This is a genomic window from Streptomyces albus subsp. albus (assembly GCF_000725885.1).
Classification (GTDB): Bacteria; Actinomycetota; Actinomycetes; order Streptomycetales; family Streptomycetaceae; genus Streptomyces; species Streptomyces albus.
Genome location: NZ_JODR01000018.1, coordinates 134,667 through 156,885, shown reverse-complemented (window position 1 = coordinate 156,885; position 22,219 = coordinate 134,667). Strand labels below are relative to the sequence as shown.

At 73.7% G+C, this 22,219-nt stretch carries 12 protein-coding genes and 1 pseudogene; 8 read left to right on the top strand and 5 right to left on the bottom strand.

The window, feature by feature from the left end:
- Nucleotides 1-50 precede the first annotated feature (50 nt).
- From IO40_RS0121555 to IO40_RS0121545, 3 genes are read left to right on the top strand one after another with little or no spacing between them, the layout of a single operon-like run.
- The gene (locus IO40_RS0121555) at nt 51-2,069 is read left to right on the top strand and encodes a hypothetical protein (RefSeq protein WP_016470780.1); all 2,019 of its coding nucleotides are present in this window, start codon (nt 51-53) and stop codon (nt 2,067-2,069) included.
- A 35-nt stretch (nt 2,070-2,104) separates the two neighbouring features.
- On the top strand, nt 2,105-2,365 hold the full coding sequence (locus tag IO40_RS0121550) for a hypothetical protein (protein WP_016470779.1): 261 nt from the start codon (nt 2,105-2,107) through the stop codon (nt 2,363-2,365).
- Between the two features lie 21 nt (nt 2,366-2,386).
- Nucleotides 2,387-6,781 (top strand): FtsK/SpoIIIE domain-containing protein, encoded by a 4,395-nt coding sequence (locus IO40_RS0121545; RefSeq protein WP_031175955.1) that lies wholly within the window; start codon nt 2,387-2,389, stop codon nt 6,779-6,781.
- 695 nt (nt 6,782-7,476) lie between these two features.
- On the opposite strand, the gene IO40_RS0121540 is transcribed toward IO40_RS0121545, so the two are convergent.
- Nucleotides 7,477-8,403 (bottom strand): LysR family transcriptional regulator, encoded by a 927-nt coding sequence (locus IO40_RS0121540; protein WP_016470777.1) that lies wholly within the window; start codon nt 8,401-8,403, stop codon nt 7,477-7,479.
- A gap of 156 nt (nt 8,404-8,559) precedes the next feature.
- Here IO40_RS0121540 and IO40_RS0121535 point away from each other — a divergent pair.
- Nucleotides 8,560-9,297: pseudogene (locus IO40_RS0121535) on the top strand (SDR family oxidoreductase); the annotation flags it as partial.
- Between the two features lie 448 nt (nt 9,298-9,745).
- Here the strand turns inward: IO40_RS0121535 and IO40_RS0121525 are convergent.
- Genes IO40_RS0121525 through IO40_RS34940 form a run of 4 tightly spaced genes read right to left on the bottom strand, consistent with a single transcriptional unit; the run spans nt 9,746 to nt 18,638 of the window.
- A complete protein-coding gene (locus IO40_RS0121525) occupies nt 9,746-11,797 on the bottom strand; it encodes a protein kinase domain-containing protein (protein WP_016470774.1) in 2,052 nt (683 codons plus the stop codon).
- A gap of 28 nt (nt 11,798-11,825) precedes the next feature.
- The gene (locus IO40_RS0121520) at nt 11,826-13,991 is read right to left on the bottom strand and encodes a serine/threonine-protein kinase (protein WP_016470773.1); all 2,166 of its coding nucleotides are present in this window, start codon (nt 13,989-13,991) and stop codon (nt 11,826-11,828) included.
- A gap of 4 nt (nt 13,992-13,995) precedes the next feature.
- The gene (locus tag IO40_RS39480; RefSeq protein WP_051719292.1) at nt 13,996-16,161 is read right to left on the bottom strand and encodes an outer membrane protein assembly factor BamB family protein; all 2,166 of its coding nucleotides are present in this window, start codon (nt 16,159-16,161) and stop codon (nt 13,996-13,998) included.
- An 11-nt stretch (nt 16,162-16,172) separates the two neighbouring features.
- Complete coding sequence (locus IO40_RS34940; RefSeq protein ID WP_051894405.1) at nt 16,173-18,638, bottom strand: outer membrane protein assembly factor BamB family protein; 2,466 nt, start codon at nt 18,636-18,638, stop codon at nt 16,173-16,175.
- A 231-nt stretch (nt 18,639-18,869) separates the two neighbouring features.
- Here IO40_RS34940 and IO40_RS0121505 point away from each other — a divergent pair, with 231 nt between their 5' ends.
- The 4 genes from IO40_RS0121505 (at nt 18,870) to IO40_RS0121490 (ending at nt 22,201) form a co-directional block, all read left to right on the top strand.
- Nucleotides 18,870-19,310, top strand: coding sequence for an SPW repeat protein (locus IO40_RS0121505; protein WP_016470770.1), 441 nt, complete (start codon nt 18,870-18,872; stop codon nt 19,308-19,310).
- 206 nt (nt 19,311-19,516) lie between these two features.
- The gene (locus IO40_RS0121500) at nt 19,517-20,647 is read left to right on the top strand and encodes a YihY/virulence factor BrkB family protein (protein ID WP_016470769.1); all 1,131 of its coding nucleotides are present in this window, start codon (nt 19,517-19,519) and stop codon (nt 20,645-20,647) included.
- 101 nt (nt 20,648-20,748) lie between these two features.
- A complete protein-coding gene (locus tag IO40_RS0121495) occupies nt 20,749-21,291 on the top strand; it encodes an AAA family ATPase (RefSeq protein WP_016470768.1) in 543 nt (180 codons plus the stop codon).
- A gap of 94 nt (nt 21,292-21,385) precedes the next feature.
- Nucleotides 21,386-22,201 (top strand): HemK2/MTQ2 family protein methyltransferase, encoded by an 816-nt coding sequence (locus tag IO40_RS0121490; protein WP_199812987.1) that lies wholly within the window; start codon nt 21,386-21,388, stop codon nt 22,199-22,201.
- Nucleotides 22,202-22,219: the final 18 nt, after the last annotated feature.

Here is a 22,219-nt window from a genome sequence, read left to right as displayed (position 1 = left end):
GGGCCGGCCGCACGGTGCGGTGGCCGCCGTCATCGGGGGGAGCGGAAGGAATGAACGACTTCAGCGGGGTCGACCCGTACCGGCTGCGTGATCTGGCCAATGCCTTGCAGGGGCTGGCAGACACGCTCGACAGGGAGGGCAAGACCATCCGTGACCTGTTCACCAAGTGGGAGGGGACACTCGGACAGGGTGTACTGACGCAGCAGGCGGCGCAGGTGCGTGACGATGCGCGCAGCATGGCCCTGCGCGCGGATTTCGCCTACAACGTGCTGCTCCAGCCCCGGATCGGGCCCGTGAACAGTCCGCTGCCGCCCAACTGGGTCAACATTCCGTGGGACGTCTCACGTATCGACACGGCGCAGGAGGGGGCGCAGGAGGCACGGAGCCTGCTGGCCGCGCTGAACAACCCCGACAGTCCTCAGTCGCGCACGACCCTGCGCATGCTGTCGCAGTCGTTGGCGGACCATGCGAACGACCCCGCTTTTCTCCAGGCGTTCATGAACGCGGGCGGGCTGGAGGCGTCGGCCCGCGCGGCGCGTTTTCTGCACACCCAGGACGGCACGCACGGAGAGGCCGTGCTGTCCCAGGAGTCTGAGCAGATCCTCGCCCGCTTCGGGCAAGCGGTGCAGGCGGCGACGAGCCTCGCCGAGCAGGGCAAGATCAAGTTGTCGCCGACGTATCTGGAGGCGCTGACCAAGCCCAAGGGCGGCGACATGTGGTCGGTCGCCATGCTGTTCAAATACGGCCCCAAGGGCGACAAGTGGGACGCGAAGGTGCTCTCCTCCGTGGGGGGAGCGATGCTGGACTGGCGGTCCAAGCAGCAGATGCGGCCCGACTACTCTCCCCCGAGCATGAACATCGGCGGCTATGTGCCGGGCGGCTATGTGGAGGGCGACAACCCCTGGTACGAGAGTCTGGGGCTGAACGTGTCGTATCTGTCGGTGGGCTCCGGCGACGCGGCCGTCCGCATCCGGGGCATCGCCGCGAACGATCCCTCGCTCATCCTCATGCAGCGGGTCGGCGAGAACGCGGACGCCTCCCGGCAGTTGCTGACCGGTCCGGACGGCGCTCGCCACGCCAAGGCGCTCGTCAACGACAAATGGCACACTCCGGGCCCGCAGTCGTTCAACGACGCACAGTGGCCGGCGGCCGTCATCATCGCGGCAACGACGGACCGCAAGGGGCATCCGGAGCAGTCGGCGGAGGCGGCTGCCAACGTCATCAACGCCGGTGCCGCGGAGTACGGCGCGGAGAAGGGCAAGAACGAGTACCAGAAGACGCAGTATCCGGTGCCCGCCGGCATCACGCGCGCACTCGCACAGGTTTTCGCCACGTATGTGCCGGACTTCGCCGAGTCGCACGGCATGCCCAAGGACCAGGCCGCAGCCGCCGCGACGGGGAAGGACAACGCCGGCAGGCTCATCGTGGGGCACCAGACGGCACTGAACTTCCTCAGCATGATCATGCAGAACAAGGACGATGCCGGGAACGTCGTCAACGCCGTCAACGCGCAGGTCTCGCTGACCGCCGCACGGGGAATGGACTCTCCCGAGGCGGGGACGTACATGGAGAACCTGGCCGAACTCCAGGGAGAGGTCACCGCGGCCGGTCACCAGGTCGGGCTCGACGCGGAGAAACTGAAGGACGAGGCGAACAAGAAGACGGTGCTGTGGGTCGACTCGCTCGGCGCCGCCGTCACCGCGATCCCCGGCATCCCGGTGCAGGGCGAATGGGTGCAGACTGCCATCGCCGGGGCACTGCCCGCCATCAAGGACAGCTTCTCCGTGGACAACGCCCAGAAGTACCAGGAGGCGGCGGACATCAAGTTCTACGACGACCGGTCGGCCATGCGGCTGCCGCTGATGAGGGGCCTGCTGCTCGGCGGGAAGATCAAGCCGCCCGAGGGCCACCCGGAATGGGCGAACGGACAGATCTCCCTCAAGACGCCGGGCGATCTGACGGACTTCAACAGCTGGTGGCAGCAGGTGGCCCGCCAGCAGGGCGGCCAACTGGACCGGTTCGACGACGGCATGCGGACCGCTTTCGACCGCGGCAACAGCGCCCGCTGACATCGGATCCGGCGGAGGGGGACGAAGGGAAGGGCATGGGCCAGCACGAAGCCGAACTGTGCAAGCAGGACATGGCGAAGATCGAGACCGCGGTCGGCAACATCCGCACCGCGATGAAGAGAGTGACCGATCTGATGGGCGCCCAGACCTGGGTGGGCCCCACAGCGGACCGGTGGGGCGGTGACTTCCAGGGCCGCATGGGCTCGCTGAACTATCTCTTCAACTCCTACCCCGCGGAGGAACAGCGGCTCATCACCAAGGCACAGCAGGAAAACAAACCGGAAAACCCGAAGTAGACAGGCCGAGCGGGGGCGCACATGGAACTGCGGTTGACCGCTGTCGACGCCGTGGGCGGGCGGCGGGCGGATCTGCTGCTGGAGGCGGAGGCCGACGCCGCCGTCGGCAGCGTCGCGCAGGAGGTCGCCCGGCACCTGGGCGGTGCCCCGCCGCCCGGTGGCGCGGGGCCCGCGCTGCACGTGGGCGGGTACGCCCTCGATCCCACGCTGCCGCTGGCGGACTCCCCCGTGCGGGACGGGGCGACGGTGTCGGTGGGTGCGCCGGGGGCCGGTCCGGTACCGCAGGCGCAGGGCCTGGTGGAGGTACGCGTCGTGGGCGGGCCGGACGCCGGGCGGGTGTACCGGCTGGGGCCGGGCGTCGCGGTGGTCGGCAGCGGGCCGGAGGCGTGGGTGCGCCCGGCCGACGGCACCCTGCCCAGTTCGGCGTTCGAGATCGACGTGGCCGTGGACGGCGGGGTGCGGGTCAGCCCGGCGTTCGGCAGCGGTGTCACGATGGACGGGCGGCCGGTGGAGGGCACCACGCCGTGGCGCCGGCGCGGTGTCGTGGCCGCCGGGCACTCGCTGTTCGAGCTGCGGGAGCCCACGTTTCCCGACAGCGCGCTCAAGCCGTCGAAGGACGGGACGGGGCTGGACTACAACCGGCCGCCGCGGATCAGGCCACCGGCCCGCAAGACCCAGTTCCAGTTGCCGCCGCGGCCCAAGCAGGCGGAGACCCGGCCGATGCCGTGGGCGGTGGCGCTGGCCCCGCTGCTGGCCGCGGTGGCGATGGTGGTGCTGCTGGGCAGCGCCATCTACCTGATCATGGCGGTGCTGACCCCCGTCACGCTGGTCGCCAACCACTTCTACGACCGGCGGCAGGGCCGCACCTCCCACCGCCGCAAACGCCGCGAGTGGGAGCAGCACAAGGTCTCCATCGAGTACCAGGCCCGCAAGGCCATGGCCGAGGAGACGGCGGCACGGCGGCTGGCCTGCCCCGACCCCGCGGAGCTGTACATCGTCGCGACCGGGCCCGGCCAGCGGCTGTGGGAGCGGCGGCTGGAGGACGACGACTACGGCGTGCTGCGCGTGGGCACCGGGGCGCTGCCCTCGGAGGTGGCCGTCAGCGACCCGGAGCAGCAGGAGCACCGCCGGGCCGAGCCGCGGGTGCTGAGTGATGTGCCGGTCTTCGTCCCGCTGCGCACCCACGGCATCCTCGGTGTGGCCGGACGCGGCCAACTGCCCCGTGCGATCGGGCGCTGGCTGGTGGCGCAGGCGGCGGTGCTGCACTCGCCGAAGGACCTGAGCGTCTGCGTGCTGACGGACGCCTCGGGCCGGGAGTGCTGGGAGTGGGTGCGATGGCTGCCGCACGCCCGGGGCCGCGAGGGGCACAACACGGTGGCGCTGCTGGGCACCGATGTGGAGAGCGTGGCCCGGCGCATCAGCGAGCTGCTGGCCCTGCTGGCTGCCCGCCAGGAGGCCGCCGGGGAGCGCCCGCCGGGCGCCGACCAGGAGTGGCGCGGGCCGTCGGTGCTGGTGGTGCTCGACGGTTCCCGTCGGCTGCGGGCGCTGCCCGGTCTGACGCAACTGCTGCGGGAGGGGCCGCGGTTCGGCATCCATCTGATCTGTCTGGACGCGGACCGCGGACTGCTGCCCGAGGAGTGCCGGGCGCTGGTGGAGGAGGACCACTTCGGGCTCTTGCAGGTGTCGCAGTTCGGCGGCTCCCCCGTACGGTCGGTGCGCCCCGACTGTGTGCCGCCCGGCTGGTGCGAGGAGGTGTCCCGTGCGATGGCGCCCGTGCGGGACGTGAGCGAGAAGGAGTCGGGCGCTCTTCCGGACGCCTGCCGGCTGCTGGATCTGCTGGGGCTGGAGCCGCCGTCCGCGGCGGACATCGCGGCACGCTGGAAGGCGGGCGGCCGGTCGACGGCGGCGGTCGTGGGCGTCTCGTTCGACGGGCCGTTCACCATCGACCTGGTGCGGGACGGCCCGCACGGTCTGGTGGCGGGCACCACCGGGTCGGGAAAGTCGGAGCTGCTGCAGACGCTGGTGGCGTCGCTGGCGGTGGCCAACCGGCCGGACGCGATGAACTTCGTCCTGGTCGACTACAAGGGCGGGGCGGCCTTCAAGGGGTGCGAGCAGCTGCCGCACACGGTCGGCATGGTCACCGACCTGGACACCCATCTGGTGGAGCGGGCCCTGGTGTCCCTCGGCGCGGAGGTGCGCCGCCGGGAGGAGATGCTGGAGCCGGTGGGCGCCAAGGACATCGAGGCGTACGAGCTGGCCGGCCGCCGCGATCCGTCACTGCCTCCGCTGCCGCGGCTGCTGATCGTGGTGGACGAGTTCGCCTCGATGGCGCGGGAGCTGCCGGATTTCGTCACGGGCCTGGTCAACATCGCCCAGCGGGGCCGTTCCCTGGGCATTCATCTGATCCTGGCCACGCAGCGGCCCAGTGGCGTGGTCTCCCCCGAGATCCGTGCCAACACCAATCTGCGGATCGCGCTGCGGGTGACCGACAACGCCGAGAGCCAGGATGTGATCGACGCGCCGGACGCCGCGTTCGTCTCCAAGAGCACTCCGGGGCGGGCCCTAGTGCGGCTGGGCGCTTCCTCGCTGCTGCCGTTCCAGTCGGGCCGGGTGGGCGGGCGCCGCCCGCAGGAGAGCACTGCCGCGGAGAGCGAGCCGTGGGCCGTGCCGGTGGAGTGGGCGGATCTGGGCCGGCCGGTGCCCGTCCGGCCCGAGCCGCCGGGCGGGGACGACGACGATCCGCTGACGGATCTGGCGCTGCTGGTGGCGGCCGTACGGGAGAGCGCGGCGCTGCTGGAGTGCCCCGAGCCGTACCGGCCGTGGCTGGAGCCGCTGCCGGATCTGGTGACGGTCGCCGAGGTGCCCAGCGCTCCGGCGGGCCGGCCGGGTGACGTGCCGCCCGCCGTGTTCGGTGTCACCGACGTGCCCGCGCGGCAGGCCCGCCGGGCGCTGGCGCTGGATCTGGTGGACGGTGACCATCTGCTGCTGGTGGGCGGGCCCCGGTCGGGCCGCTCCACGGCGCTGCGCACCATCGCCGCCTCGCTGGCCGATCTCGCCTCGCCGGGCGATGTGCACCTGTACGGGGTGGACTGCGGTTCCAACGCGCTGGTGCCGCTGTCCGTGCTGCCGCACTGCGGCGCGGTGGTCACCCGGGAGCAGACCGACCGGCTCACCCGGCTGCTGGGCAGGCTCCAGCAGGAGATCTCCCGGCGGCAGCAGATCCTGGCGCGGGCGGGCGCGGCGAACGTGGCCGAGCAGCGGGCGTCGGCCGCCTCTCCCGAGGAGCGGCTGCCGTGGCTGGTGCTGCTGCTGGACGGCTGGGAGAGCTACACGGCCGCCTTCGAGTCGTACGACTACGGCAAGCTCATCGACGGGATGACGCAGCTGTTCCGCGAGGGCCCCTCGGTGGGGCTGCGGGTGGTGATGTCGGCGGGCCGCGGCGGTCTGTCGGGCACCGTCTCCTCGTCGTTCGGCGACCGGCTCATCCTGCGGCTGGCCGATCCCAACGACTACACCACGGCCGGTATGACCCCGCGTGACATCCCCTCCCATCTGCCGCCGGGCCGCGCGCTGCGGCCGGGCGACGACGGGGTGCTGGAGAGCCAGCTCGCGCTGCTGGACGCGGACCCCTCCGGGCAGGCGCAGGTTGCGGCGGTCCGCCGTATCGCCGAGCGCGCCGAGGCCGCGCACGGGCGCCCGCCGCGGGCGCTGCGCCCCATGCGGGTGGACGCGCTGCCGGGACGGGCCACCAGCACCGAGGCCCTGGCGCTGGACGCGGAGTTCGTCCCGCCGTCGCCGCTGTGGGCGCTGGTGGGCGTGGGCGGGGACGAGCTGGCGCCGGTCGGTGTGGACCTGGTGCAGCACGGCCCCGGTTTCGTGATCGCCGGCCCTCCCAAGTCGGGCCGCTCCACGTCGGTGTGCGCGGCGGCCCGTTCGCTGCTGCGCGCGGGGGTGCCGCTGGTCGTCGTCACCCCGAAGCGGTCGCCGCTGCGGGAGCTGGAGGGCGAGCCCGGTGTGGTGGGCGGGGTGCGGGAGACCGCGGACTCGGCCGCGTTGCAGGAGTTGCTGGAGCGGGCCGGGGCACACGGCCCGTACGCGGTGGTCGTCGACGACGCGGAGCTGGTGTACGACACTCCGCTGGACGCGGTGCTGGAGGCGGTGGTGCGCAGCGGTGTGGACGGCGGTCACGGGCTGGTGGCCGCCGGTACGGCCGACTCCCTGGTCTCGCAGTACCGCGGTTTCGTCAAGGAGGCCCGCCGGGCCCGCAGCGGTCTGCTGCTCTCCCCGCAGAACAACACCGAGGGGGAGCTGTTCAACGTGCGGCTGCCCCGGTCGGGCGCCGCGGGGGTCACCGGCCGCGGACTGCTCGTGCTCAACGGCGACATGATGCCCGTACAGGCGGTGACCGACGAGTGAGAGGCGTGACCGTGGTACGTGGTACACCAGAGGGGCAGCAGGACGCCGCTGGCGTCGTCTGGGGCCTGAGGCGGGTTGTGACATCGGCTGGGCGGACCGCGTATCCACGGTTCAAGCGGCTCGTCACCGTGCGAAGCTGCGCCTGTTCTTCTCCCCCAGCCTGACGAGCCGGAGTCTACGGCCGATACCACGGACCGCGAGGAGCGGCATCTGCCGGCCGGGGAGGTCGTCCAGGAGACTCTGTGCTCCTTGGCTGGAGGCAGCTGCGAAGCGCCGCCGCGGCGGCGGATGCCGGGTGTCCGGGGAACGACGGTCCGGTGATCGATCCGGTGACGGGCATCCAGTCGTTGCGGGCGTTCCGGGCGGACGGTCAGCGGCCCCCGGCAAACAGCCGGAGCAGCAAGGCACCCGGCCAGGCCGCGTGACCGGCCACGGGCCTCCTCGTGTGAGCGCGGGGCCGTACAGGCGAAGCGGCGCCCGAGGTCACCTCATGCGGCCTCGGCGCCGCTTCTGAAGCGACCGGGCGGTCAGGCGCCGGGCTGCTGCCGCCCGCGCACGAGCCGCAGCGCCGTACACGGCCGGCTGACCGCTCACTGCCGACTGGGCGAAGCGCCCCTGATGACCGTACGTTCGCCGGCCCGTCTTCGTCAGACGTCACCGAGGCTCACGCCGTTTGTCCTTCTGGATAGGGCACGTCAGGTTTCGCGGACGAGGAGGTTCTTCGCGGATTCACGGAAGTGGGCGACGAGCGGGTTGGTGTCCGCGGAGCGAGTGACGAGTGCCACTTGGCAGGGTTCGACTCCCTCGACGGGGATGGTGGCGAGGTCGTCGCGGAGTGCGCAGCGCCGGTCGTCGGCCGGCACGAGGGCGATGGCCCGGCCGTCGGCGACGACTTCGAGCTTGTCCTCGAAGGTGTCGACGAGCATGGGGCCGAGGGGAGCGGGGCTGCCGTCCGGACGGGGGTCGAGCCGCCAGAACCCGGTCCACTGCGCGGCCATACCGGCACAGGCCACGAGGGGTTCGTCGGTGAAGTCGTCCGGGGTGACCGACTCCTTGCCGGCGAGGCGGTGGAACGCGGGCACGAGGAGTGCCCGGGGTTCGTCGTAGAGGACGGTCACGTCCAGACCGTCGCTCGGGATCGGGAGCGGCGTGCGGACGACGAGCGCGTCGATCCGGCCCTCGGGCAGGGCGCGGGCCTCGTCCCAGTCCAGGTGGCGGGTGCGGACGTGGGCTTCGGGGCGGCGGCGGCGCAGGTCCCGTACCGCGGGGGTGATGACGAGGTCTTCGACATACCCGATGGTGACCGTGCACGAGGGGGCGGCGGCACGGGCGGTGAGCACCGCCTGGTGAGCCGTGTGCAGGAGCGTCTGAGCCTGCGGGAGGAAGGCCGCGCCGGCCGCGGTGAGGCGACTGCCCTGGTTGGTGCGCTCCAGCAGGCGCACGCCGAGGGCGTCCTCCAGCCGCTGGATCTGCCGGCTCAGGGAGGGCTGGGCGACGTGCAGCGCGGCAGCCGCCCGGGCGAAGTTCAGGTGCTCGGCGACGACCGCGAAGTACCGCACCAGTCTCAGATCCAGGTCAGGGCCGGGACGGGGTGCCGTGGAGGGCGAGGCTGGGTCGGACATGCCAGCAGCCTACCGTCATGCAGTTGCTGCATGACGGGGTGCAGAACAGGTATTGGACGCCCGGTTCGGTCCGGTTGTTGACTCGATGTTGTCCGGCTGGGTCAACCGCTCGGACGAAAAGCAACAATCCTGCTCACAGATGGAGTGTGTCCGAAAATGGGCAAGTACGAAGGCAAGCGTGTGGTGATCACCGGAGGCAGCAGCGGTTTCGGACTGGCCACCGCACAGCTGCTCGTGGACGAAGGCGCACGGGTGCTGATCACCGGGCGTAACCAGGCCGCCCTCGACTCCGCACGCGACCGGCTCGGCGAGAGGGCGATCGCGGTCCGCAGCGACGCCGCGTCGCTGCCCGACATCGATGCGCTGGCCGACCGGGTGAAGGCCGAGTTCGGTACGGTCGACGCCCTGTTCGCCAACGCGGGCATCAACGGCTTCGCGCCGTTCGAGTCGACCAGCGAGGAACTCTTCGACCAACTGCTGAGCATCAACGCCAAGGGCCCCTACTTCACGGTGCAGAAGCTCGCTCCGCTGCTGGCGGAAGGCAGCGGCGTCGTGCTCACCACATCTGTGGCGAACGTGCTGGGACTTCCGATGCTCAGCGCGTACGCGGCCGGCAAGGCGGCGCTGCGCTCGATGACCCGCAGCCTGGCCCGTGAGCTGCTCCCGCGCAAGATCCGCGTCAACGCGGTCAGCCCCGGCCCGATCGACTCCGGAATCCTGGAGAAGTCGATGCCCCGGGAGGCGGCCGAACAGACCAAGGCACAGATGGCGGGCGACAACCCCATGCTGCGCATGGGCACCCCCGTCGAAGTCGCCAGGGCGGTGCTGTTCCTCGCCTTCGACGCCACCTACACCACCGGCGGGGGAAAAGGGAGGGGGGGCGCGGGGAAGAGAGGCCCCGGCCCCGCCGGGCAGCCGGCAAAGGCCGGCGGTGGGTCAGTTGGTGGCGTGGTCGATGTTGTCCGCGTTGGTCCGCGCGGCACGGCCCGCGTCGCGCAGCGTCTCCACGAACCGGTCGAACGTCGGCTTCAGGCTCTCCCATTCGGCGCGGAACTGCTGCGCCTTGCCGCCGGTCCAGTAGCCGCCGCTGTCGTTGCAGGCGGTCTGCAGGCTGGTGATCAGCCCCTGGAGCTGGTTGGCGTCACCGTCGAACTTGCTCGCCAGCTCCCGCAGTCGCGCCAGGTCGGCACCGTTCATTCCCATAAGGAACCCTCCCCGTTTTCCGGCTTTGACACGTCTGGCAGCACGGTAACGCACCCCGCGGCCCCGTGCGCCCCGATCGTGTCACAGACCGTCAACAGCCTTGTTCCGCACGGCGGGTGGCCGGTGCCGCGGGGGGGGTTCAGAAGACGGGCAGGGCCGTGAGTGTGCCGCCCTGGAGGAGGAAGACCCGGTTCCCCGCGGCCTCCGCCCGCCAGGGGCCGGCGGTTCCCTGGACGTACGTCCACGCCTGTGCGCCCTTGCGGGTGTCGAGCGCCGTCACACCGTCGGAGCCGTCCCGCTGAAGGGCGACCCACGCGGTGTTGCGCTGCACCACCGGCGCATCGGGCGGCAGCGTCGTGGTGTCGAGGGTGACCGTCCAGTCGCCGGTGCCGTTCTCCGCGTCGCGGGCCTCCACGTCGCCCGCGTTCGCCGCGTACAGCACCGCGCCCCGCCGGGCGGGGGCGCCCCAGCCGCTGTCCTCGGCGGCGGGCTGCGCCCACTTCTGCGAGCCGTCGGCCACCGCGAGCGCCACCAGGCGCCGACCGCCCAGGTGCACCAGGCCGTCACCGCCCGTTGCGGGGAGCAGCGCGGTGCCCTCCGCGCTCTGCCGGCGCGGCCCCCACACGGTGCGGCCGTCGCGGACGTCCACTCCGGCGACCCGCCCGTCGGAGCCGTGCACCACCAGCCGGCCCTGTGCCACGGCGGCCAGCGCGGGACGTTCGGGGGACGAGGCGACGGGCAGCTTGGCCGTCCACACCGTCTTGCGCGTCACGAGGCCGACCGCGCGCAGCCGGTTGTCCTTCGTCGCCAGGTACAGCGTCTCGGTGTCGGCGGCCAGCAGCACGGACGCGTCGGCCGCCGCCGACCAGCGGCCCTCGCCGTCCGCGCCCACGGCGAACACGTCACCGGAGTCGTCGGCGCCCAGCACCGCCGGCTCCCGGCCCGCCGAGGCCAGCAGCGGCCCGACGGGGGTTCCGGCCGCCCGCCAGCGCCGGCCGCCGGTGCGCACGTCGTACCCGTGCACGCCGCCGTTCTCGGCCGCCACGACCACCACGTCCCGCACCGCGACCGGCGCCGGGGCGTCCTCGCGGGCCACCGTGAAGGGGCCCCACAGGGCGGACGGCGGCTTGCCCGTCTCGTAGCGGGACAGCGGCTCGGCGTCCCACCCGCCGTCCTCGCCACCGCCGTCCCCCAGCCAGTACCAGGCGCCCGCGCCGCCCGCCGCGAGGACGACTCCCCCGCCGGCCGCGGCGGTCAGCAGCCGACGCCGCGACGGGCCCCCGCGGCGCTGTTCACCGGCCGCAGGCCACGCGGTCAGCCGCGCCGCGTTCCGCTCGCGCTCCGCGATGTCCTCGGCCAGCGGCCCCTTGCGCCACACCCGCCGTGCGGTACGGGGCGGCGCCAGCGCCCGCGCCACCCCGGCGGGCGCGGGGCGGCGCGCGGCGTCCTTGTCGAGACACGCAGCGACCAGTGGCAACAGCCCCTCGGGCACCGCCTCCAGACGCGGCTGCCCGTGCACCACCTCGTACTGCACCGCGGCCACGTGCTCCCCCGTGAACGCCCGCCGGCCCGTCGCCGCGAGGACGAGGACGGCGCCCAGCGCGAACACGTCGGCCGCCGGGCCCACCCGCTGCCCCAGCACCTGTTCCGGCGGACCGTAGCCGGGGGTCACGGGCGCCTGACCGGTCGCCGTGAGGGTCAGCCCGTGCTCGGGCCGGGCGATCCCGAAGTCGATGACGCGGGGGCCGCGGGAGGTCAGCACGATGTTCGACGGTTTCACGTCCCGGTGCACCAGGCCCGCCGCGTGGATCTCGTGGAGCGTCTTGCCCAGTGCAGCGCCCAGCAGGCGGACCGCCGCCTCGTCCAGCGGGCCGTGCCGCTGCACCGCCTCGTGCAGGGTGGGTCCCGCCAGGAACTCGGAGGCGATCCACGGCCGCCCGCCCTCCGTCCGCGCCGCCAGCACCCGTGCCACGCCCGTGCTCCGCACCGCGCTCGCGGCCTGCGCCTCCCGTACGAAGCGCTGTGCCATGCCCGCGTCGTGCGCCAGTTCCGGCCGCAGCACCTTCACCGCCGCGGCCCGCCCCTGCCCGTCACGTCCCAGATAGACCTTGCCCATGCCCCCGGCGCCGAGCACGCCCACCAGCCGGTAGGGGCCCAGCCGCAGGGGGTCGCCGACACCGAGAGGATTCATCGAGGGGCTCCTGGGTTCGCGCGTGCGGTCATGTCAGGGGGAGGGCGAAGACGCGCCGGTCGGTGGCGACGACCAGTTGGCCGGAGCGGCGGTGGGCGAGCAGCCGCGGCGCCAACTCCTTCCTCTTGCCGGCCGATGTCCACCGCACCGCCCGCGCGGCGGGGTCCACCGCGGTGACCAGCGCGGTGCCGGCGGAGGGGAAGTAGAGGTACCGCCGGCCCGCCACCGGGACGGCGTCGGGCGGGATCCGTGCGGCGATGTTCGTCTTCAGCTCCCAGCGCAGCTTTCCGCTCGTGGCGTCGAGCGCGACCATTCCGTTGCGCGACTCCAGCGCGTACACCGTCCCGCCCCGGGCCACGGGCGGCCCGTAGGCCGCGTAGTCCTGCGAGTCGGTCGTGTGCTTGCGGCCTTCCCCGAAGCGCCAGAGCGTTTTCCCGTCCCGGGCCCGGAGGGCGACGATCTCATCCAGGTTGAGGTACAGGGTGCCGCGCGTGTCGGCGCCCGAGGTGACCAGCGGGCGCCCGAAGCCGAGGTGGAAACTCCTGGACCAGACTTCCTCGCCCGTTTCGATGTCGAGCGCCCACACCTTCTCGTCGAGGGCGCCGGCCAGGACGAGCAGGCCGTCGGTCGTCGCCACGACGCTCGTCTCGCGTGGGATCTTCTTCCGCCATCGTTTCCGGCCGGTGTCGCCGTCGAGGGCGACGCACGGCTGTTGCGGGTCGAAGCCGCCCCGGCGCACCACGACGATCCCGCGGTGCGCGGCGAGGACGGACACCGGCTCGGTCGCCTTGCTGCCCAGCAGTTCGTGCACCGCGCCGAGGGGTTCGGTGAAGGCGCCGGCCCGCGGATCGAGCGGGCGAAGTTCGCCCTCGGCGCCCTGGATTCCGTAGAGGCGGCCGTCGCCTCCGCCGGCGGCCCGCACGTCCTTGAGCGTCCCGGCCTCCTCGCCGTCCGTGGAGAGCAGCAGCAGTTCGTTCGCGGGGACGGTCGCCACGGCCAGCCGCTGCCCGGCCGCCAGCGGAACCGGCACCGTGACGCTGTCGAAGAGCGTCTGCCACCGGGGGCTCGGCGCGGTCCGGGCAGCCGCGGCGGGCGGGGAGGAGGGGGCGGGCGCCGTGGTGGCGTCGTCCGTGGGCCGCGTCCACAGCCACGCGCCGGTCGCTGCTGCGGCGGCCACCAGTCCGCCGCCCGCGAACGCGACCAGACGGCGACGGGACGGCCCCGACGCGGAGTCGCCCCGCTGCTCGTCCGCCTGCGGGCCGGCCGGCGGCTCGTCCCGCGCCGGCCGTATCGCGCAGACCTCGGCGCTGCGCCGGAGGATCTCCGCGTGCACGGTGTCGGGCAGCGTGTCGGCGAACTCGGCCTCGCCGTCGCCGCCTTGCGCGCCTGTTGCGCCGTCCCTCAGCAGTGCGGCGAGTTCCGCCGGGTCCGGGCGGCGGCCGGGGTCCTTGTCCAGACACCGGGCCAGCACGGGGACGAGACGTTCCGGTACCCGGGTGAGGCAGGGCTCCGCATAGCGGACGCGGTAGAGCAGGTCCGCCGTCGTGCCCGTACCGAACGGGCCGCTGCCGGTGCAGGCGAAGACGAGCACCCCGGCCAGCGCGAACACGTCGCCCGCGGACGTGTGTTCCCGCCCGGTGGCCTGTTCCGGGGACATGAAGGCGGGCGTGCCCGCCGCCGCGCCCGTACGGGTCAGTCTGTCGTCGCCGGCGGCACGCGCGATGCCGAAGTCGATGACCTTCGGGCCGGTCGCGGCCAGGAGGATGTTCGAGGGCTTCAGATCACGGTGGACGACGTCCGAGGAGTGCAGCTGGGAGAGGGCCTCGCACAGCCGGACGCCCACGGCCCGCACGGTCTCCTCGGGCAGCGGCCCGCACAGGGCGACGGCCTCGTCGAGCGGCGGCCCCAGCACGTACTCGGTCGCCAGCCACGGGGTGTCGGCCAGCGGGTCCGCGTCGACGACCTGGGCACCGTGGTGGCCGCCGATGATCCGTGCCGCGTCCGCCTCCAGCCGGAAGCGGGTGCGGAACTCCGCCTCCGCCGCGATCTCCCGGTGCATCGTCTTGAGCGCGACGGTCCGCCCGCGCGCGGACCGGCCGAGGTAGACCGTGCCCATGCCGCCGCTGCCGAGCCGCGCCACCAGCCGGTAGGGGCCCAGGTGTGCGGGATCGTCATGAGCGAGGGGAAAAGCCATGTGATCAGTCCACCGGAAGTCCGTAGATGCCACCACTGTCGTTCACCACGACGGCGACTCCGGGCGCGCTGACGGGAACCACGCCCGCGTTCGCCGCCAGTTCTCCCTCGCCCACCGTCGCGAGCCGCCACCGCGGTGATCCGTCGCGGGTGTCGAACGCGTCGATCTCCGTGCTGCTCGACCGGAACAGGGTGCGCCCCGAGGCGCTGAGCGTCATGGCGGAGACGGAGGAGTCCTCGTCGGCAGCGCCGTTGTCCTTCCTCCTCCACCGCACCGAGCCGTCCCGGAGGTCGACCGCGTAGGTCGTCAGTGCGGAGTCGGCCGCATAGAGCAGGTGACCACGACGGGCCGCGCCGGTGGCGACGGTGCCGCTGACGGGGACGCGCCACCGTTCCGCGCCGTCGGCGAGGTTCACACCCAGCAGGGCGTCGTCGACGGCCGCCACGAGGAGTCCGCCGGGCAGGGGCAGCAGCAGCCCCGCCGCTCTGCGGGGAATGCCGTCGTACGTCCTCTTCCATTTCTCGCGGCCGTCGCGCACGTCGATCGCGCGGTAGACCAGATGGTCGCCCGTCGCCAGCAGGCCCGCGTTGGCCAGCAGCAGGGTGGAGCCCACCACCGCGGGCCCGGCCACCCCTTCCTGCGGCGGCTCCAGGGTCTCGATGAGGCCGCTGGGCAACCGGCGGCGCCACAGCTCCTTGCGGTCCCGCACCCGGTAGGCGAGGAGGAAGGTGTCCGGTTTCTCCGATGATGCGGAGACGTCCTCCGCCACGAGGAACAGCACGCCCGCCCGGTGGCCGGCCACCAGCGCCATGGTCAGCGGCTGGTCCGGGCCGGTGCTCAGATACTTCCTCTCGTGCCATTTGACCGCGCCGTCGCGGGCCGACAGCAGGCTGAACACGCCCTGGTCGCCGGACGAGGTCGCCACCACCCGGCCACGCGCCGCGGGCAGCAACTGCCCGGTCAGGACGTCGTCCCGCCTCCACAGTTGCCGCCCCGAGCGCACGTCGAGCGCGAACGTTCCGGCCCCCGCCCCTGCCGCCATGACGAGGGTGCGCTCGCCCACCAGCGTCAGCGCCTGAAGTCCGTCGCCGGGTGTCTTGCGCCGCCACAACGGCGCGGGCGCCGCCCCCGGCACGGTGCGGGGGACACTGGCGCGCCGCGGAGGGCTGACGGTGCGCCATGTGGCGACCGCGGCCGTGCCGACGGCCAGGCCGGCCACTCCGGCGCCCGCGGCGAGGAGGAGGGTGCGGCGGGCGGGGGCCGTCCCCGGCGGGGGCCCGGGCGGTGGTGGGGGCGGAGGCGCGGCGGGTGCTTGTGCCCGCTGGGCGGCCAGGGCCGCTCGGACGGGCTCGGGGAGAGCCACGTCGTGCGGTCCCGCCGGGCGCAGCCCGCGCAGCACCTCCTCGGCGCGGGGCCGGTGCGCGGGGTCGGCGGCCAGGCAGCGGCTCACCACTTCTGCGAGGCCGCCCGGTGGTTGCGGCGGACGGTGCGGCAGCCCTGCGGCGTGCGCGAGGACGGAGCCGAGGGCGTAGATGTCGCCGGCGGGCAAGGGCCTGGCGCCGGCAGCCTGTTCGGGAGGCACGCTGTCCGCCGGGACGCCGGGCACACGGGGGCGTGCGGAGCCTTCCTGGGCCGCCGCACGCACCAGGCCGTATCCGGTCAGCCGCGGCCCGTCGTCGGTGAGCAGCACCGAGTGGGGCGACAGGCCCGCGTGCACCAGCCCGTGCGAGTGGGCGGTGAACAGCGCCTCGGCCAGCGCCCGGCCCAGTACGACGACGGTGTGCTCGGGCAGCGGCCCGTCGTGTGCCGCCAGCGCGGCGCTCAGGGTGAGCGCCGGGAAACAGCCGTAGCTCACCCAGGGGACGGCGGCCCGCGCCGGGGAGACGTCCTTGACCGGTGCCGCCCAACGACTGTTCAGCCGCTGCGAGTTGCCCGCCTCCGACCAGAAGCGCAGGCGGTACCCGGCGTCTTCCGCGCGGGGCCCGTCGGCGGCCATCAGCACGCACGGGGCACCGTCGGGCCCGGTCGCCGTCCACCAGCCGATGTCGCCCGGCGGGGTGTCGAGGCGGCTCAGGAGGACGTGGCCGTCCAGGGTGTGCGGGGCCGGCGGGGGCGGCGTGTCCGTCCGTTCGGCTTCTGTGACGGGTGTCGGTCCAGTCGGTGTCGGCATCTCGTCCCGGTTCAGGCTCGGTCCAGGGGCAGTGCGTGGACGCCGCGTCCGCTGACGACCAGTACGTGCCGGTCGCCTGCGGCGACACGGCGGCGGCGGGCCACCTTCCGCGACGACGGGGGCAGGTCGGTGAAGCGCCACAGCAGGGTGCCTTCGGCGGCGTCGAAGGCGTCGGCCTCGAAGTCGCCGGCGCTCAGCAGCACTTCGCCGTCCGGGGTGAGGGACACGTCCGGCGCGGCGTTCCGCGCGGTGGGCCGCAGCGCGTCGGACGGCTGCGCCCGCCACTCCACTTCTCCGCTGCCGGCATCGATCCGGTGGACGACGTGGCTGGTGTCGGCGATGTAGATCCGTCTGCCGCGGGGTACGGGCACCCCGAAGTACGCCGACTTGTCGTCCAGCCCGCCCTTCGCCTTCACCTTCCACTGCGTTCCCCCGGACGCGGTGAGGGCGTAGCCGCGCAGGGTGGAGCCGGTCGCGGCGACGAGGGTGGCCGGTTCGGCCACCGCCGTGGCCGTCTCGGCGTGGCCGGATCCGCAGGTGCGGGCCGAGCGTGTGCGGCCGGTCCTCCGGTCGAGGACGGTGCATCTGCGCGGCTCCCCGTCCGCGCCGGTGACCACGACGAGGAAGTCGCCGAGCAGGTGGGCCGTCCGGAAACCGGCGGGCAGCGGGCTGCTCCACAGCTCCCGGCCGGACGCGATGTCGTGGGCGACGACGGTGCGGCGGCGGGCCCGGCCGCCGGAGCGCGCCTCGACGGCCAGCCACACGATGCCTGCGTGTGCGGCGAGCACCGCAGTCCAGGGGCGGTCGCCGCCCCTGCGGTAGCGGCGTGCACGCCACGTGGTGCTGCCGTCGTGCGGGTCGAGCGCCATGAGGTCGTCGCCGGCCAGCAGCACCGAACCGTCGTCCAGGCCCCAGGCGCGCCCCCGGGGGCGGAGTGCCGTACGGCGCCACAGTTCGTTGCCCGTGCGGATGTCGACGCCGACGGCGGTGGTCCCGTCGGCGAGGAGCGCGATGCGGTCGCGCCACAGGAACGGGGAGAAGCTGCCGGACGGTTCGCGCAGGTCGTACCGCCACAGCGGGGTCGGCGGCGCCCCTTCGGGACGCTTGCGCGTGCTGCGGCGCGCGGCCAGTTTCTGCGCCTCCGTCAGCCGGGCCGGGGACGGCGAGGTGAGGGCCCACGTGCCGGCCCCGCCGACGGCGGCGCCGGCCACCCCGGTGCCGGCGGCGGTCAGCACTGCCCGCCGTGAGGGGGCACGCCGGGAGCGTGCACGGGGCTGCGGGGACGGTTCCGTGCTGCGGGGCGGTACGGGGGCGTGCCCGCCCGCGGCGGTGGGTTCGGGAGCCGGTACGGCGGCCGGCACCAGGTCCTCGTCCGCCTCGGCGGCGAGGACGGCGGCGGCCTGCACCGCCAGGGCGGCGCTCACCCGCCGGGGCAGCCACCCGGGCGCGAGCGGCACCACGCCCGCTCCCCCGCCGGGCGGGGCGGAGAAGCCACCCGTGTGCGCTCCGGCGGCGCCGTCGAGCACGGTGGCGCCACGGCCGGCGGCTTCGCCGCCGTCCAGCACAGTGCCGCCGCCGTCCAAGGCGGCAACGCCGTCCCGCATAGTGCCGTCGCGGTGCGTGGCCTCGCCGCCGTCAGGCGTCGTGGGCTCCCGGGGCGGGCCGGGCGTCGTGACGGGGACGCGCGGCGGGGCCGGGGGCGGAAAGCAGGCGGGGAGGCGCGCAAGGACGGTGTCCGCGGTGGGGCGGGCGGCGGGGTCGGGATCGAGGCAGGCGGTGAGGAGGTCGCGCAGGGGGCCGGGCGGCAGGCCGAGGGGCCGGGGCGGTCGGGCGGTGGCCGCGAAGGCGAGGACGGCGGCGAGGCCGTGGACGTCGCCGAGGGGGTGGGGCGGGCCGCCGTCGAGCTGCTCGGGCGGGAGGAAGGGATGGAGGTGGCGCGGCGTGCTGCCGGCCGCCCTGATGCGGGCGGTGCCGTAGCCGGTGAGCCGAGGTCCGTCGGCGGTCAGCAGGACGGAGTCGGGGAGCACCCCGGCGTGGGTGAGCCCGGCGGCGTGGAGCCGGGCGAGGGCGTCGGCGAGTGCGGTGCCGATCGCGAGCAGGGTGCGGCCGGGCAGGGGCCCGTGCGCGTCCAGCACGGTGGGCAGCGGCAGCGCCGGGCGGTAGGGCGAGGCGTACCAGGCGGTTTCCGCGTCGGGGCCGCCGACCTCGCCGACGGGCAGCAGCCAGGGCGCGGGCGCGGTGGCAGCGGCTGCCGTCGTCTGCGCTGCGCGGGCCTCGGCGTGGAAGCGCTGCCGGTGGGCGGGGTCGTGCGCGGCTTCGGCGGGCGGGGTGACGAGGAGTGCGGCACCGTCGCCGTCGGGCGCCAGCGCGAGGAACCGCCGGGCGGCGGGGCTGATCCGGCCGGTCTCGGGCTCCAGGCGTCCGACAGGTGTGTACGGCCCGAGACGTCGCGGATCGTCCTGGCGCAGCGGTTCCATGCCCTCCCCCATGGGTTACGGAGAGCAGCGAGCCTACGCCAAACGGTGTCGTCGCAGCCACACGGTGCTGTGGGCGGCTCACCGTCCGGAACCGGCATCCGGCACACCTGCGGATGTGACGTGAATCACGAACCTTGTGGTGATTTCTTTCCCCTCACTGTTCACCCGGCTGGTCGGCGGGTGAGTTCCGATCGCCCACCGCAGGCGCTCTTCGGAAGGAGGAAGAGGACCATGGCAGTGCCTACCACCGGCAGCAGCATCGAGCACCACCCGGATCTCGTGGAGATGCGTGCCCGGTACGAGAAGGCGGGATCGACGCCGGTCGCTCAGATCGTGGAGGGTCTGAGCTTTCTCACGGGCCTCTACATCGCGATCTCGCCGTGGGTGGTCGGGTTCCACACGACGACGACCCTGGCGGTGAGCAACCTCGTCGTGGGTCTGGCGTTCGCGGTGCTGGCCCTGGGATTCGGTTCCGCGTACGAACGAACGCACCTGCTGGGCTGGACGGCGCCGCTGCTCGGTGTCTGGGTGATCGTCTCGCAGTGGGTGATCCGGGGTGCGCCGGACACGACGTCCATCGTCCTCAACAACGTGATCGCGGGAGGTGTCGCGGCCCTGTGCGGCCTTGCCGTCATGGGCCTGGCGATGACGGGCAAGCGCAAGAAGCACTGAGTCCGTCCATCCGGCCGGTGCGGGCGGGGCGGTGACCGACCGCCCCGCCCGCTCGCGTCCGCACGCCGGCCCGGCCCCGGCGGACGCCGAACGGCCCCCGGCACCGTGCGGGAACGGCGGCCCTGGGATTGGCTGGGCTGGGGGCTGAGCGTCCCGCCCCGGCACGGCGGGCCCGGGCGGACGGGCAGGGAGGCTGCTGAGAGACGATGGGCAGGGCCAAGGGCACCGGTACGGCGCGGCGGATCGACGCCTTCCAGCAGCGGCACCGCTGGGCCGGGCTGCCCCTCGCCGTCGTCTACAAGATCTTCGACGACCAGGCCCTGTACCTGGTGGCCCTGCTGACCTACTACACCTTCCTGTCGATCTTTCCGGTACTGCTGCTGTTCGTCTCCGGGCTGGGCGCGTTCCTGGAGGGCGACCCCGAACTCCAGCGCCGGCTGCTGAACTCCGTCCTGCGGGAGTTCCCCGTACTGGGCGATCAGATCCAGGGCCGCATCCACCCCTTCCGCAGCAACGGCGTAGCCCTCGCCGTCGGTGTCCTGGGCAGCCTCTACGGCAGTCTCGGTGCCGCACAGGCCGCCCAGTACAGCCTTAACAAGGTGTGGGCGGTGCCCCGGCACCAGCGGCACAACCCGTTCCTCTCCCGGTTCAAGGGCATGCTCTTCCTGATGACGGTCGCCGGCGGCCTGAGCGTGACGCTGCTGCTGTCGCTGGCCGCCTCGGAGGCGGAGACGTTCGGCACCGATCTGGGCTCCGGGCTGCGGTCCGCCATCACCGTGGTGGCCGTCGGCGTGAACGCCGGACTGCTGCTGGCCACCTACACCTTCCTGACCCACCACCAGGTGCCGCTGCGGCACATGTGGGCGGAGTCGCTGGGCGCGGCCTGCGCCTGGCAGGGCCTGCAATGGGGCGGCAGCTACTACGCGACCCATGTGCTGCGCGGGGCGAGCGCCACCTACGGCATGTTCGGCATCGTGCTGGGACTGCTCGGCTGGATCTACCTGGGGGCGCTCATCTTCGTGGTGGCGGCGGAGGTGAGCGTGGTACGCACCCACCGGCTGTGGCCGCGCACCCTGCTGACCCCGTTCACCGACCGGGTGTGGCTCAGTTGGGCGGACCGCAAGGCGTACACCTCCTACGCCACCACAGAGACTTTCAAGAGCTTCGAGACGGTCACCGTGGAGTTCCACCAGCGGCCTCCCCCCGGCCCGCCACCGGACGACGACCCGCCGCGGGACACCTCGCCCGATGCCCAGCCGGACAGCCCGCCTGGCACGGACGGCGGAGACGGTGCGGGCGGCGGAGACGGCGCGGGCGGCGAGCACCCGGAGAACTGACCCGACGGCCGACGGGGAAAAGGGGAAAAGGCGTGCGAGGCATCCGTCCCCGCTGTCAGCATGTCCGCGGCGAGGGCCGGCACAAGCTGCGGGAGGAACACATGGCCTCGGGCACGGGGTGCCTGATCCTGTCCGGGATGCCGGGGGCGGGCAAGTCGACCGTGGCACCACTGGTCGCCGCGCACCACCCGCGCGGGGCACACATCAGCGGGGACGTGCTGTCCTACATGGTCGTCAAGGGGCGGGCGAGTCCGCTCGGCGACGGCGAGGAGTCACAGCGCCAGCTGCGCCTGTGCTTCCGGAACATGGCCGCACTGGCCGACAACTTCGCCGAGAGCGGCGTCTTCCCCGTCATCGAGTATCCCGTCACGCGTCCGCTGCTCGATCTGCTGGTGTCCGAGCTGCGCTGCCGGCCCCTGCTGTTCGTGACGCTGGCGCCGCCGCTGGAGGAGTGCCGGCGCCGGAACGCAGCACGACCCGCACCGCAGCGGGTCGCCTACGACATCGCCCCGTACTACCGGGCGATGCGCGGGGAGCTGGAGGGGACCGGCTGGTGGCTGGACTCCTCGGGTCTCACCCCGCAGGAGACGGCCGCCCTGATCGCGGCGGAGGCCCGGGAGCGGGCGCTCCTGGCGGTGGACTGACGGCGCGGAGCACCCCACGCGGCCGGTGGGCGTGCCCGCGCGGGGGTGCGCCGCGGTGGCCGGGGGTACTCGGCCGACGGGGTGGTGTGCGGCCATGCGCCGGCGGAGGGGTTTACCGGACGTCTTCCCTGGAACTCCGTGGCGTGTGTGGCTGCTGAGACCGCCCGGGGTGTACGCCCCGCAAGGCGATTCCGAACTTCTGCTCGAAGCGCTGGCAGAGGCGACCGTCCCGCGCGGCGCACGCATGCTCGATGTGTGCACCGGCACCGGTGTGGTCGCCCTCGCGGGCGCACGCCTGGGTGCCCGCGAGGTGCACGCGGTCGACATCTCCGCGCGGGCCGCCCTGGCAGCCGCCTGGAACGCCCGGCTGCGGGGTCTGCCCGTGCGCGCCCACCGCGGCGACTTCCTGGAGCACGCCGCAGGACGCTTCGACGTCGTGACCGCCAATCCCCCCTACGTGCCGCACTCCGGCAGCCGTCACGGCGCCCCGCGCCGGTCCCGCGCGTGGAACGCCGGGCAGGACGGACGCCGCTACGTGGACCGGCTGTGCGAGGCGGCGCCCCGGCTGCTCACCCGCAACGGGGTGCTGCTGATGGTCCACTCGGCCCTGTGCGGGCCCGACCGCACGCTAGAACTCCTGCGCCGGGCCGGGCTGGAGGCGGCCGTGACCGCGCGCCGCATCCAGCCCTTCGGCCCCGTGCTGCGCGAGCGCGCCGCCTGGCTGGAACAGCAGCGACTGATCGCCCCCGGACAGCGACATGAGGAACTGGTGGTCATCCGTGCCGACCTCGTCCCCCCGGAAGAGCGCTCCGACAAGCGGCCGGGAACGCTCCACGCCCGCGCCGGAATCCGGCACGGCAGAAGGCTCTCCCCCGGTGAGCGGCCCGGCGCACAACCCGCGGAGGACTGACACGCCGGCCGGCGCCGC